We start from the raw sequence: 12959 nt of genomic DNA on the forward strand, positions 1-12959 counted from the left end.
TATTGAGGGCACTGGCACTCTATTTGGATACTTACTATTACAAGTAAATACCAACATTATGAAAACTGCAACAACACAAACCACCACTGCTAAAAAATCTAATTCTTTAACAAAATTAGTAGTTGTTGTTTTCGTAACATTCATTGCCTACCAAACGCTTATTTCAGCTACTGGAATTATTGGGTAAGAAAAGAAACTTAAAAGTAGAGTAATCAAAAATGCATAGACAATCACTTGTTCTATGCATTTTTATTTTAAGAAAGGTCGAATCACATTCTCCTCTCCTTCAGTGAACCAAACAAGCCTCCATCTCCTTCAATGATTCCCAAGAGTCATCCTCATTCCCAATTCGGGACTGACGCAGCGATTAAAAGTAGGTTTAAACCCATTCAGGGCACTGGCACTCTATTTGAATACTTACTATTACACTTAAACACGAATATTATGAAAGCTGCAACGACACAAACTTCTACTTCTAAAAAAACTAATTCTTTAACAAAATTAGTAGTTGTTGTTTTCGTAATATTCATCGCATACCAAACACTTATTTCTGTAACTGGAATTATTGGATAAGCCAAAAAGTAGAGTAATTAAAAATGCATAGACAACCCAAGCCGTCTATGCATTTCTGTTTTAAAAGAGTACGGTTTCATTTTTTACCGCCCATCATCAACAATTCGTTTAAGTTAATTTCTGTCACGAATCGTTTTTCACCAGCCGAATTTTCATACGACCTGTGCACCAATTTACCTTCAACACAAACTTCCGCACCTTTCTTTAAATACTCAGCGGCTATCTCGCCTACCTTTCCCCAGGCAATAATATTATGCCATTGCGTATCTTCAATTTTATCCCCGTCTGCATTTTTGTAAGCGTCTGTAGTGGCCAATGAAAACGTAGTGAGCTTTTTGCCCGATGTTAAGTTTTTTACTTCTGGATCTTGACCTAATCTTCCGATCAACTGTACACTGTTTCTTAAATTTCTCATGATATAAATTGTTTAATTTTAACGTTTGCTGTCCGTTCGTTTTGTTTTCCGAATTGACAATGGCAAAGTAACAGTAGCTGGAAAAGCAAAGTCGGTTGGTAAGCATTTGTAGTCGGGTAACATTCGTTTGTAATCGTTTACAATTGGATATATCACTCTTTTACAATAACTTAACATCCATCACGAAATAAAGTGAGTTTTCATTTTTTAGTTTTTTCAGCATGGAAGAAAGGCAATGTTTAGAATGTGGAGATGCGATGTATGGCAGGATCGATAAAAAATTCTGCTCAGACCAATGCCGTAACACCTTCAATAACCGTCAGAATAGTGACTCAAATAACTACGTGCGAAACGTACACAACCTATTACGAAGAAACAGACGCATTTTGGAAGAACTCAACCCCGATGGTAAATCGAAAACTACCAGAAACAAACTTGTAGAAAAGGGTTTCGACTTTAATTATCATACCTCCACTTACACTACAAAAGCAGGTGCTACTTACTATTTCTGTTACGAATATGGTTACCTGCCGCTGGAGAGTGATGCTTTTGCCTTAGTGAAAAAGCTAGAGAACCTAAACTAGGGTATTTGATAGAAAAATTCATACCTCTAATAAAAAGTTGTGTTCTGAAAGCCCTCCTAAGCAAACAAAAAGATTAGCTTTGTAATGCATTGCAAATCAATCTAAAATAGATCAAAATGAAGTTCTTTATCGACACCGCGAATCTTGATGAAATAAGAGAAGCCTACGACTTAGGTGTGTTAGATGGTGTAACCACCAACCCTTCTTTAATGGCTAAAGAAGGCATTTCTGGCCACGATAACGTAATAGCCCATTACAAGGCGATTTGTGATATTGTAGACGACAACGTAAGTGCCGAGGTAATCGCTACCGATTACGAAGGTATGTTGAAAGAAGGTCGTGAATTGGCTCAAATCGATGATAAAATCGTTGTAAAAGTGCCAATGACAAAGGATGGCATTAAGGCCATTAAAACCTTTACCGCTGAAGACATCAGAACCAACTGTACTTTAGTATTCTCTGCTGGCCAAGCTTTATTGGCTGCCAAAGCGGGTGCATCGTACGTTTCTCCATTTATTGGAAGACTTGATGACATTGGTTTTGACGGCTTAGAGTTAATCGGACAAATTTGCCAGATTTATGACAACTACGGGTATACTACCGAAGTACTTGCTGCTTCTGTACGTCATACAATGCACTTATTACAGTGTGCCGAAATTGGCGCAGATGTTGCCACTTGCCCGCTGAAAGTAATCACGAGCTTGTTAAACCATCCGCTAACAGACAAAGGTTTGGCACAATTTCTTGCCGACCACGCTAAAGCAAATGGATAAAACTTTAGTTCCAACTTCGGGTTATGCAAATGACCCGAAGTTATTAAGGAATATGTACATCATTAAAGTAAAGGGGAAAGCGAAAATCCCAGATTACATTCAGTTAAGAGACGAAAATTTCGTACTCATAGCATACTTCCGTGCCGACCGACCGTTAAAGAAGTTAGAAAAGTACGACTTGGAAGGAAAGGAAGAAGAACTGCAAGAAGTAATCAATAGCTTACCTTTCGGTAAACTTCAAAAACTGGATATTTAAATTATGCCTTTTTCAGGAGAACCCATTGTTCGCATCGAAGATGCCACCATTTTTCAGGACGATAAAACCGTATTGAATAACATCAATCTTTCTATTAACAAAGGTGAATTAGTGTATTTGGTAGGTAGAACGGGAAGTGGAAAAAGTTCTCTGCTAAAGACCCTCTATGCTGATTTGCCGCTTCGCTTAGGCAAAATCAGAATTGCGACCCACGACATCCAAAACATAAAGCGTAAGGACATTCCGCTTTTAAGAAGAAAATTAGGCGTTGTATTTCAAGATTTTCAACTCTTTCCTGACCGTTCGGTTGCTGAAAACATTTTTTTTGTAATGAAGGCCACAGGCTGGAAAAACAAAGCCAAGATGAAGAGTAAATTGGCCGAAGTACTAATGCGTGTTGGCTTAGGAGTTGTATCGAGTAAAATGCCTCACCAACTTTCTGGCGGAGAACAACAAAGAGTAGTAATTGCTAGGGCCCTAATTAATGATCCTTTGCTTTTAATTGCCGATGAACCTACTGGAAACCTCGATCCTGAAGTTTCTGATGGTATTTTTCAGACTTTTATGGAAATCAATAAAGGTGGAACTTCAATTCTGATGGCCACCCACGATTACAACCTCATTAAGAACTATCCTAAGCGTGTTTTAAAATGCGAAAAGGGAAGCATCCTCGATTCCAACGAAGTGGAATTAAGCCTCTTTAAAGTGAGCTAACCCCCTCAGACGTTTCACTTTTAGTTTCTTCCAGAATCTCCAATTGCTTTTCGATCAAATAAAGTTTTTGTTTGAGTAAATGGACCAATGCACTTTTAAGCTGAGGCGTTTCTTGTCCACTTTCAAATGTGATTTTCAACTCTTCATAATTCTGATCTAACGATTGAATATCGGCTTCAAGAAAGCTAAAATACTCACCTGTCTCTACCTCTTCCGATAGCTTCGTTTTCTTATCAGAAATCATTTGGGTATAGAAAGTCTCCAATTCTTTAAACTCCTGCATGGCAGTACTTTCCTTATTCACATCAGCCCCGAAATACTTTTCGGAACCCAAATAGGCTACCGCAATAAGCAATACAGCAACAGCTACTTTCCAAAACCAATGTGTTGAATTCCCTGTAGCCTTGTCATTCTTATCAAGCCCTTTTTGGATTTTATTCCACACCTCAGCTCTTGGCGTTTCAGTATCGAATTGCTCCTTATTATTTTTTATGAAATCTTCTAGCTTATCCTGCATGTTGAAATTCCTCTTTTAATATTTCCCTCAATTTCTTTTTCGATCTATTAAACTGCGACTTAGAAGTCGACTCTGTAATGCTCAATATTTCTGCAATCTCTTTATGGTCATAACCTTCAATCAAGTAAAGTGTTAACACCAATCTATATCCATCAGGTAAACGCTCAATTGCCTTCTTTACCTGATCAACCTCAAAGTCTCGATCGTCCTTTTTTTCTTGATCAAAACGCTCATCATAGGCACCATAATCTTCTACGGACTCAAAATTTAAGCGTCTTTTTTTCACCAAATTGATAGCGTTATTCAGGGTGATTCGCTTCAGCCAACTGCCAAAAGCTGCCGTTCCTTTATAGCTATGAATATTCTTGAAAGCGCTCAAAAAAGACTCCTGAAGCACATCTTCAGCCTCTTGTTCGTTTTGGGTTACCCGAAAAGACACATTGTACATCGCTTTCGAATAAAGCTTGTACAACTGATACTGCGCTTGTCGGTCACCCAACATACACAGATCAATTACCTCTTGATGAAGATTTTGATATTTCGGTTCCAAATTTCTAATCCTTGCGCTAAAGACAGCCCAATTGTATGAGGGTTGCTTAGGAAAGGTAAAAAAATTAAAGAAGAGTTGAGGAAAGAGGCGGCCAAATCTTTAGCCCCCTCTCAGTCTTACTCTTCAGATAAAAACCTCAGACACTAACAGCACCCGCCTCCATCGTAGAAATAGGTAGAAGGCGAAACCCAAATATTTGAGTCATTCAATGCTTCTAAATTTCCAGCTGTCTTATCACAAACCGATAGTGGTTGGTTCTGCAATAAAATATGACCCCCGTGATCATCGAAATGAGTTTCCGTCCCATAATAAATAGCGGTTCTTCCCGTAAACACACATGGCCCATCGACTGGCATTGGGTCTTTAATAGCGCAAACCTCTATACTCTCTATATATATTGCTTCAGTAGTATCATATTGATTGGGGTGTAAAATTCTATAAGGCCTTTTGGCTCTTATTTCTATTGTACCAAAACCGACATCTGTAATCATTTTGATGTAGTCTTTTAAAGGCAACGAACCGCTCAAGCAAAGTCCGCGCAGACGATCATCATTCTTGAGGTTTTCAGGCATGGCTTGCTCCGCTATTGGGTCAGATAATACCAGTCGACCATGAGGTTTTAATACCCTGTACATTTCTTGAAGTGCCTCTTTTAGGTCTTCTTCATGAAAAATATTGAACAAACAGTTTTGTGCCGCCACATCAATCGAAGCATCTTCAATGGGTAAATTAAGCGCATCGCCTTGTCGGACATCTATAAATGATGCATCTAACCAGTCATTGGTCAATTCTGCTTCCTTGATGTTTTTCTTACAAGCATCAAGCATCTCATCCACCACATCTACACCAATAACACCTGCCTTCTGACGACTAAAATAGGAGAACTGAAGTAGCTCCATTCCTCCGCCCACACCTACATAAAGTATTCTGGGTGAATTGACCAAATCCCTAGGATGGACAGTACTGCCACAACCATAATTCATTTCGAGCATGATTTTAGGGATTTCCAAACCTGGAAATGACCAAACTGGAGTAGTGGTGCAACAGAGTCCAACGTCTGGTATTTCGGCTGCGGCTTTATATATGTCTTTCGTAGTGTCTAAGTAGTTACTCATTCTATAATTAATTTGTTGTTGTTCCACCACAGCTCGATCCTGCTCCTGCAGTACAACCGAAGCAGTGTTGGTTAATTGAGATTTCTCTTGCCATTAATTTATCTAGGTCGAAGTCCTTGATATGGTCTGGCGCCCCATCTCTCAACTTCATTTCAAGCATTTGATTGAAATCACAATCATATAAATAGCCATCCCAACCAATTGAAATCATAGAACGGCACATTACACCCTCCACTGTAGTTGGATTAAATGCATTGACCAGCTCATTCATATATTCCTCATAATTGTTGCTGTTCACCAGGTAGTCTAAGAATCGACTTACGGGAAGGTTAGTAATCGCATACAAGTCATTAAAAACGATATTGAAATTCTCCTTGAGTTTTCTTTCAAACTCATTTTTCAGCGTATCTTGATCGTCTGGTAAAAATGCTCCTGATGGATTATAGACCAGGTCTAACTTTAAGCCTGTCCCCTCCTTTGCATAGCCAATCTCATTCAGCATTTGAAGTGCCTTAATGGACTTTTCAAACACACCATCACCGCGTTGAGCATCAGTTCTTCTGGCCGTGAATGATGGCAGTGAAGACACCACATTCACCTTGTGCTTTTTGAAAAACTCAGGCAAATCATGGTATTTAGGATTGGCTAAAATTATAGTCAAGTTGCAGCGAACAATGATGCTCTTACCCAACTTAGAAATCTCCTCCACGAACCAACGGAAGTCAGGGTTCATCTCTGGGGCACCGCCTGTTAAATCGACTGTAGTAGCCTTAGAAAGCTTAAGCGCATCCAAACATTGTTGCATGGTTTCTCGCGTCATAATCTCCTTACGGTCAGGACCAGCGTCTACATGGCAGTGCTTACAAACCTGATTACACATCTTTCCCACGTTGACCTGAAATATATCAACCGAGATAGGCTTTAAAGGCATCATACCAATGGGGTCGATTTTCTGTTCGAAAGAATCAATCCCAATGGCTTCATGATCATCCAAGATTCTAATCTGCCTTTCAGCTATAGAAAGTGAGTGCTGCTGTCTTTTTAATGTCTGTAAAGTCATAGGCTACATTAATTTTTCTTTCACTTGGTTCATCATCTGAACTCCGTGAACCAAAACAGAACCTCCTTTGATTGCTGCGGCTACATGCACCGCCTCCATCATTTGCTCTTCATCGGCTCCCTTTTTCAAGCAAGTGTCCGTATAGGCATCGATGCAATAAGGACACTGAACCGCATGCGCTACTGCTAACGCAATCAAAGATTTCTCTCGGGCGGTTAATGCACCTTCCTCAAAAACGCTGCCGTACCAATCGAAAAACTTGTTTCCAATTTCAGGTTGGAATTCCGTTATGTTTCCGAACTTCTTCAAGTCGCTCGGGTCGTAATATTTTTTAGGCATAGTATTATTTCTTAAGTAGAAAGCCCTTTTCAATTTCAAAATAGAAGTCATTTCAAGTCATCCGACATGAAAAACATCTCTCATTGAGATTGGGCACTTTTAAATAAATTGATTGAAAATGATCCCTCTTGGACAAATACTAATTGTAAAGAGAAATTAGAGTGACTAAAAAACTAATGAGGGTGGCCCTCTGACCTCTGTGTGTTGAAACCAAATAGACTTTGGAAGGGTGAAATTGAAATTAGTGCGTATCGTATAAGTTCCGAAAATTGCTTTCAGTATTTGTTTGAAAGCTTTCGATAATTGTAACCCTCTCTTTATAATACTTTCAAAATCTGACCGCTTATTTAAGTCAATAAGACGATTATCTAGTTCTTCAGAAGAAAGGAGTGTGTTCAGTTGATCGAAAACAAAAGAAGTATTCCAGCTTACTTTTAGAAATTCATCAGCACAGAAGTCCTTCTTGGATACACCTATAAGATAGGCTCCACCATGGCTATCTCTTCCTAAAACATTTTTTCCGCTTTTGAGCCTTTTTTCAACCCAAAGTAAATCTTCAGAAGAGAGTTCTGGGGCGTCATTACCAACAACGATTACGTTGTCAAAGCCTTCAGAGAATAAGTTCGATATGCCGTTTGTGAGTCGCTCCCCAAATGAACTTCCAATTTGCTCATTGGAAAAAAGCGGTTTTACTGGAATCTTTGTTTGATCAATCGTTCTCCGAGTTTTCTGTACAAGGAGATTAAACAAATTAGAAAACTGGTGAATGTTCAGCCCTACATTCTTAGCCAAGAATTCCTCTTTGAGGTTTCTTGAAAAAAATAGAATAGCAGTGTTATTGACTTGGGGCATTCAGTTTCCTTTGAACTTATCAACTCGATTTAAACGAAAAAGATTTACCTAACTTAGAAAAGTATCAGGACAATGTCGTACAAAATACTTTTAAAGGTGCTGGCTGGTAAAAAGCGCGTTCAACAAAAGAAATTAAAATCTCGGGTCTGAATTCAATATTGCATATTCGAAATTATCGGACCAGCCTGTTTTTAGCGGAAGCACTTTCCTTTTTCTGCCCTCTTTGGTCATCCCTGCTTTTTCAAGCACTCGGCCAGAACCAACGTTATCTACAGCACATCCAGCTTCAATCCTATGAAGCTTTAATTCATCGAAGCCAAAAGCTAAAACTAACTTTAAGGCTTCGGTACAATACCCTTTCCCCCACATGTTAGGGTTGAGTTTAAACCAAACCTCTCCATTCTGAAATTTGATACTCCCCAATTTCAGGACAATCAAACCTACAAAATCATCCGTCCCTTTTGTCCGAATGGTGAAAGTATACTGTTTGGCGTCCAATTTTTGATGTTCTGAAACCCAAGGTTCAATAATTGATTGTGTATGCGCCATGTTTTGAGGAATGCCAAGGGTGTTGAATTCGTCCACGGCCGGAAAACTGTGCAGCTTATGTACTTCGTCCAAGTCAGTTAATGATAGCAAGTGAAGATCAAGTCTGGTGCTCTGAAGGTTAATCATACTGGAAAAGTATGAAATACTGCAACCATAGCATATCGTCAATTGCCTTTTCTACTAAACTACTTTTGTCGATCACCAAAACGATAACGTATTCCCCATGTACCTCTTAAGATCGCATCGTCTCCAATTATTGGAGCAATTTCCATATGAAAGCCGAAATTTTTCTTTTCGAATGGGTAAATATTAAGTCCAATTGGTACAACTAAGCCTTCATAGATATTCATCCTAGCACCCAAGCCTCCGTAGAAATTAAAATCAGTATCCTTTTTAATAAACCTTGTGAAAACGAGCTCTGGTGAAATATTATCAAAAAAACTATCCGTAGAAAAACGAAGTTCGCCCATATACTTATCCTTCAACTCATAATTAAATCCCACAAAAGGGATATTAGTCTGATGGATACTTACACCAAACTGAGCAAAAGACTTGAATGACACAAAAACCAAGAACACTATAACCAGAGCAACATTCTTCATATTATTATAATACATTATTCAAAAATATAAGCGATATAATTATACAATAATAAACAATTGGCTTGAGAAATTAACTAGATATGATGGCGAATAGAAGTAAAAAAGTAAAGCCCTTTCCACTTACATGGAAAGGGCTTTTGAGTGACCTCGGCAGGATTCAAACCTGCAACCTCTTGAGCCGTAATCAAGTGCACTATTCAGTTATGCTACGAGGCCAAAACAAAGATTCGTTAAATCCCGTTAAATTTGGTCTGCAAAGGTAATTAATTCTTCTACTTTGCAAAAGCAAGTTATTAATACTTTCAAAAAATACTATCTTTGCCCAGCTCAAAAAAGCGAATAAACATGAGGAAATTAGGAATACTACTTATAGGAGTTTTAACACTAGGATCAATTGCCCGAGCACAAAGACCAGACCTCCCAGGAAGTCTTGTTGTAGACTGGGGTTTGAATACCTTATTAAACGCTCCAACAGATGTAAAACTTAGTGGTTTCAATTCGAAAACAGTAAACGTTATATATTATTACGACTTACCGATTGGTGATAATGGATTCACTTTCACTCCTGGTATTGGTTTAGGTATGGAAAGATTCACGCTTGAAGATGGAAAAACCCTTAGAACCAGCGTTAACAATTCAAACGTAAGGAGTGTTGCGGTTGCAGATTTAGCCACCGTTTACCCTCAAGCCAACACTTTCGGTAAATCTAAAGTAGGCTTAAACTATCTAGACATTCCTTTAGAGTTTAGGTATTACACGAGCAAAAACAACATGAGCCGTGGCTTTAGAGTGGCTTTAGGCGCTAAAGTGGGCGTCCTTTATTCTTCTTTTACCAAAGTGAAGTTTGAGGATAACGCAGCAGACCAAAGAATGATCAAAGACCGTCAGGACCTAGGGTTCGAGAAATTCAGATACGGAGTACAAGCTAGGGTAGGCTTCGGAGGTTTTAGCCTTTTCGGTTATTATGAGCTTTCTAACAAATTTGACATTGCTCCCGCTGGAGGAGCTGACACACAAGGCTTATCATTTGGCATCTCGCTTACTGGTTTCTAATTAAAGACTCAAGACATATAATAGACAAAAAAGGGGAAGATTAATCTTCCCCTTTTTTTATGCCCTTTAGCGCTCTCTAGTTTTATTCGCCTTTGAAGGCTGCTTTTCTCTTTTCTAAGAAAGCGGTAGTTCCTTCTTTATAATCGTAGGTAGCGCCTGCAATATCTTGGCAGTACGCCTCATATTCAAGCATTTCTTTCAGACTTGAATTCTGCGATTTATTCAGCATTTTCTTCATTAGGCCAATCGCCTTTGTTGGTGCCGAAGCATAATAATCAGTGTAAGTCTTTACTGCACTGTCCAACTCTTCATCCGCCACACACTTAGATACTAATCCCATCTTTTCAGCATCAGCAGCAGAAACCCTTGTACCCATAGTAGCCAGCTCAAATGCTTTTGAACTCCCCACCAATCGAGGTAAAAAATAAGATGAACCAGAATCCAACACCAAACCAATATTCACAAAAACTTCAATCAATTTTGCGCTTTGCCCTGCAACAATGATATCACAAGCCAAGGCAAAAGAGCAACCTGCTCCAGCTGCCACACCATTCAGTCTACAAATCACAGGTTTGGGCATATCCGTAATCGCCTTGATAATTGGATTGTATCTTTTGTGCAATGAATCTGAAAAAGAACGGTCTGGATGTTTAGCAGATGCCTTTAGGTCTTGCCCTGAACAAAAAGCTTTTCCCTCCCCTGTCAGCACCAGTACTCTAACTTCGACATCTCTTTTCGCATCTTTTAAAGCTGCTTGGATTTCAAAAGTTATTTCATCGTTGAGTGCATTATACACATCAGGTCTATTTAAGGTAAGCGTAGCTACGCCATTCTCTTTTTCAAACTTTATAAATTCGTACATACGCTAAACAAACAATAATACAGAACTGAAACAAACTAAAAACCCTAAAACAAAGCCCGCCAGCGACTCGGAGGGTTTATGTGCATTCAAATATAATCGAGCCCAAATCACCACTCCGGTAAGAATAACCGCCACAATTAAAGGCAAAAACAATGTATTCCCACTGGCGTAGACCCTTGAGAAAATCAGGATGAAACCTAACCAACCAGCTACACCAGCGGCATGTGCACTTATTTTCCAGAAATAGGTAATTAGGTTAGTAGTAATCACCACAGTAGTCATTGAGATCATGATCACTGCCATAGTCGGGTTAAACCAAACTTGACGACTCATTAAATAAGTGACTAGAATATAGAAAACCGAGATAAACGCAAAGGGAAGGTAACGATCTCGTCTTTCCTTCATGTGTAAATCTTTAATCACTTTAGTAAACCTAAAGAGCAACACGATAAAAACAGGAATAACACAAGTGGTTAGAAAAATCAATAGCAGTACTGTAGTTCTACCTTTTTCAGTAAGGTTTGAACTGTTATCTACGTGAAAAAGATAGGTGTAAAAAACCAGCGCTGGCATCAGCAACGGCTGGAAAACAGCAGATACAATTTGGGCAAATAACTTCAATCTTATAGTTCTTTTCTTAGTCTCGCTACCGGAATATTCAATTGTTCTCGGTACTTCGCCACTGTTCTTCTAGCGATGTTATAGCCTTTTGCTTTCAGCGACTTCTCTAATTTATCATCAGACAAAGGCTTACTCTTATCCTCATTATCAATGAGTTGATTAAGGATATTTTTCACTTCACGGCTGCTCACATCCTCTCCAGAAACTGTCGAAATCCCTTCCGAGAAGAAGTACTTCAATGGGAAAATACCAAAGTCAGTTTGAACAGACTTTGAATTGGCAACACGCGACACCGTAGAAATATCCATATGGATTTCATTCGCAATATCCTTCAATATCATTGGGCGCAGCTTGGTTTCATCGCCCTCTAAAAAAAACTCATATTGAAACCTTACCATTGCGTCCATGGTACGCAAAAGTGTGTTTTGGCGTTGCTTTATGGCATCAATAAACCATTTAGCCGCATCCAATTTTTGCTTTACAAAAGAGACTGTTTCCTTCAGTTTTTTATCCTTCTTATCGCTCTTATCATAAGCGGAAAACATGTCTGAATAAGACTGACTAACCCTTAGCTCAGGTGCGTTCCTAGAGTTCAAGGTCAAATCAAATTCACCATTATTATTGGTAAGGATAAAGTCAGGAATCAAATATTGAGTTTTGGCCATTCCACCAGAAACACCTCCCGGTTTTGGGTTCAGTTTAGTAATGAGATGTATGGCGTCTTTCATGAGCACCTCATCTTCAATATTGAGTTTCTTTATAATTTTATCGTAGTGCTTCTTGGTAAACTCTTCAAAACAAATCGACAAAATAGCTTTAGCCATTTCTACCGCTGGGTCAGGATCATCCTCTTCCCACCTTCTATCCAATTGAATTAACAGGCATTCTTTTAAATTTCTTGCGCCAATCCCCGGTGGGTCAAACTGCTGGATCTCATGAAGTAAGTCTTCCAATTCATCAACATCCGTTTCCACATTTTGGGCAAAGGCCAAATCATTTACGATCGCGTCTAACTCTCTTCTGATGTATCCATCACCTTCGATACTTCCAATAAGTTGTTTAGCGACTAAACTCTGACGGTCATCAAGACCTAGAAAACCCAATTGCATATCCAATTGATCATTCAAAGAACTTTGCATGGCCACAGGCATCTCTCGGTCATCGTCCTCAGAGTAATTACCATCCCCCTGCATTTTATAACCTGCATATTCATCATCACCCAAATAGTCCTCAACATTCAAATCTTCTGTTGAGGAAACATCATCAGATGGCTCATCAAAATCTTCTTCCGTAGTTGGGGCTTCGGGCTCTTCTCTTCCTTCTTCTAATGCAGGGTTTATTTCTAACTCCTCCTCAACCCTAGTATCCAGCTCGGCAGTAGGCACCTGCAACAGCTTAATAAACTGTATTTGCTGTGGCGACAGCTTTTGGCTAAGAGATTGATTCAGACTAAGTTTTTGCATTGATAGAAAAATCCTATTGGTTATAAGCAAATTTAGAAGAAAGAATTGAGGAACAAATCAG

Annotated in this window: 18 protein-coding genes and 1 tRNA gene; 6 read left to right on the top strand and 13 right to left on the bottom strand. The window is 39.0% G+C overall.

Annotated features, from left to right (window positions below; genetic code table 11):
* The first annotated feature begins 58 nt into the window (after nucleotides 1-58).
* A complete protein-coding gene (locus tag AWN68_RS19225; protein WP_262501375.1) occupies nucleotides 59-187 on the top strand; it encodes a hypothetical protein in 129 nt (42 codons plus the stop codon).
* 462 nt (nucleotides 188-649) lie between these two features.
* On the opposite strand, the gene AWN68_RS08100 is transcribed toward AWN68_RS19225, so the two are convergent.
* Nucleotides 650-988: a single-stranded DNA-binding protein gene (locus tag AWN68_RS08100; protein WP_068413856.1), complete on the bottom strand. Its 339-nt coding sequence runs from the start codon at nucleotides 986-988 to the stop codon at nucleotides 650-652.
* Nucleotides 989-1209: 221 nt separating this feature from the next.
* Here AWN68_RS08100 and AWN68_RS08105 point away from each other — a divergent pair, with 221 nt between their 5' ends.
* From AWN68_RS08105 to AWN68_RS08120, 4 genes are all read left to right on the top strand, one after another.
* On the top strand, nucleotides 1210-1572 hold the full coding sequence (locus tag AWN68_RS08105) for a hypothetical protein (RefSeq protein WP_068413858.1): 363 nt from the start codon (nucleotides 1210-1212) through the stop codon (nucleotides 1570-1572).
* A 116-nt stretch (nucleotides 1573-1688) separates the two neighbouring features.
* The gene (fsa, locus tag AWN68_RS08110) at nucleotides 1689-2345 is read left to right on the top strand and encodes a fructose-6-phosphate aldolase (protein ID WP_068413860.1); all 657 of its coding nucleotides are present in this window, start codon (nucleotides 1689-1691) and stop codon (nucleotides 2343-2345) included.
* A gap of 52 nt (nucleotides 2346-2397) precedes the next feature.
* Complete coding sequence (locus AWN68_RS08115) at nucleotides 2398-2601, top strand: fructose-6-phosphate aldolase (RefSeq protein ID WP_068413988.1); 204 nt, start codon at nucleotides 2398-2400, stop codon at nucleotides 2599-2601.
* A gap of 3 nt (nucleotides 2602-2604) precedes the next feature.
* On the top strand, nucleotides 2605-3315 hold the full coding sequence (locus AWN68_RS08120; protein WP_068413863.1) for a cell division ATP-binding protein FtsE: 711 nt from the start codon (nucleotides 2605-2607) through the stop codon (nucleotides 3313-3315).
* On the opposite strand, the gene AWN68_RS08125 is transcribed toward AWN68_RS08120, so the two are convergent.
* The 9 genes from AWN68_RS08125 to AWN68_RS08165 form a co-directional block, all read right to left on the bottom strand.
* The gene (locus AWN68_RS08125; RefSeq protein ID WP_068413868.1) at nucleotides 3302-3832 is read right to left on the bottom strand and encodes a hypothetical protein; all 531 of its coding nucleotides are present in this window, start codon (nucleotides 3830-3832) and stop codon (nucleotides 3302-3304) included. The two genes, AWN68_RS08120 and AWN68_RS08125, sit on opposite strands and share 14 nt — an antisense overlap.
* The gene (locus AWN68_RS08130) at nucleotides 3822-4382 is read right to left on the bottom strand and encodes an RNA polymerase sigma factor (protein ID WP_089082110.1); all 561 of its coding nucleotides are present in this window, start codon (nucleotides 4380-4382) and stop codon (nucleotides 3822-3824) included. The genes AWN68_RS08125 and AWN68_RS08130 overlap by 11 nt, the downstream gene beginning before the upstream one ends.
* Before the next feature lie 143 nt (nucleotides 4383-4525).
* Complete coding sequence (gene arsM / locus AWN68_RS08135) at nucleotides 4526-5497, bottom strand: arsenosugar biosynthesis arsenite methyltransferase ArsM (RefSeq protein WP_068413991.1); 972 nt, start codon at nucleotides 5495-5497, stop codon at nucleotides 4526-4528.
* 7 nt (nucleotides 5498-5504) lie between these two features.
* The gene (arsS, locus tag AWN68_RS08140; protein ID WP_068413874.1) at nucleotides 5505-6557 is read right to left on the bottom strand and encodes an arsenosugar biosynthesis radical SAM (seleno)protein ArsS; all 1053 of its coding nucleotides are present in this window, start codon (nucleotides 6555-6557) and stop codon (nucleotides 5505-5507) included.
* Nucleotides 6558-6560: 3 nt separating this feature from the next.
* Nucleotides 6561-6896 (bottom strand): arsenosugar biosynthesis-associated peroxidase-like protein, encoded by a 336-nt coding sequence (locus tag AWN68_RS08145; protein WP_068413995.1) that lies wholly within the window; start codon nucleotides 6894-6896, stop codon nucleotides 6561-6563.
* 165 nt (nucleotides 6897-7061) lie between these two features.
* On the bottom strand, nucleotides 7062-7748 hold the full coding sequence (locus tag AWN68_RS08150; RefSeq protein WP_068413877.1) for a DUF2064 domain-containing protein: 687 nt from the start codon (nucleotides 7746-7748) through the stop codon (nucleotides 7062-7064).
* A gap of 132 nt (nucleotides 7749-7880) precedes the next feature.
* Entirely contained in the window at nucleotides 7881-8423 is a 543-nt protein-coding gene (locus tag AWN68_RS08155; protein WP_068413880.1) for a GNAT family N-acetyltransferase, read from the bottom strand.
* A gap of 59 nt (nucleotides 8424-8482) precedes the next feature.
* Nucleotides 8483-8899, bottom strand: coding sequence for a hypothetical protein (locus AWN68_RS08160; protein WP_068413882.1), 417 nt, complete (start codon nucleotides 8897-8899; stop codon nucleotides 8483-8485).
* A 142-nt stretch (nucleotides 8900-9041) separates the two neighbouring features.
* Nucleotides 9042-9115: transfer RNA gene (locus AWN68_RS08165), tRNA-Arg, on the bottom strand.
* 129 nt (nucleotides 9116-9244) lie between these two features.
* On the opposite strand from AWN68_RS08165, the gene AWN68_RS08170 reads away from it, so the two are divergent.
* A complete protein-coding gene (locus AWN68_RS08170; RefSeq protein ID WP_068413884.1) occupies nucleotides 9245-9952 on the top strand; it encodes an outer membrane beta-barrel protein in 708 nt (235 codons plus the stop codon).
* A gap of 82 nt (nucleotides 9953-10034) precedes the next feature.
* On the opposite strand, the gene AWN68_RS08175 is transcribed toward AWN68_RS08170, so the two are convergent.
* From AWN68_RS08175 to rpoN, 3 genes are read right to left on the bottom strand one after another with little or no spacing between them, the layout of a single operon-like run.
* A complete protein-coding gene (locus AWN68_RS08175) occupies nucleotides 10035-10814 on the bottom strand; it encodes an enoyl-CoA hydratase-related protein (RefSeq protein ID WP_068413886.1) in 780 nt (259 codons plus the stop codon).
* 3 nt (nucleotides 10815-10817) lie between these two features.
* On the bottom strand, nucleotides 10818-11435 hold the full coding sequence (locus AWN68_RS08180) for a phosphatase PAP2 family protein (protein ID WP_157716132.1): 618 nt from the start codon (nucleotides 11433-11435) through the stop codon (nucleotides 10818-10820).
* 2 nt (nucleotides 11436-11437) lie between these two features.
* Nucleotides 11438-12898 (bottom strand): RNA polymerase factor sigma-54, encoded by a 1461-nt coding sequence (rpoN, locus tag AWN68_RS08185; RefSeq protein ID WP_068413892.1) that lies wholly within the window; start codon nucleotides 12896-12898, stop codon nucleotides 11438-11440.
* Between the last annotated feature and the right edge of the window lie 61 nt (nucleotides 12899-12959).

Source organism: Roseivirga echinicomitans (assembly GCF_001592935.1).
GTDB lineage: Bacteria > Bacteroidota > Bacteroidia > Cytophagales > Cyclobacteriaceae > Roseivirga > Roseivirga echinicomitans.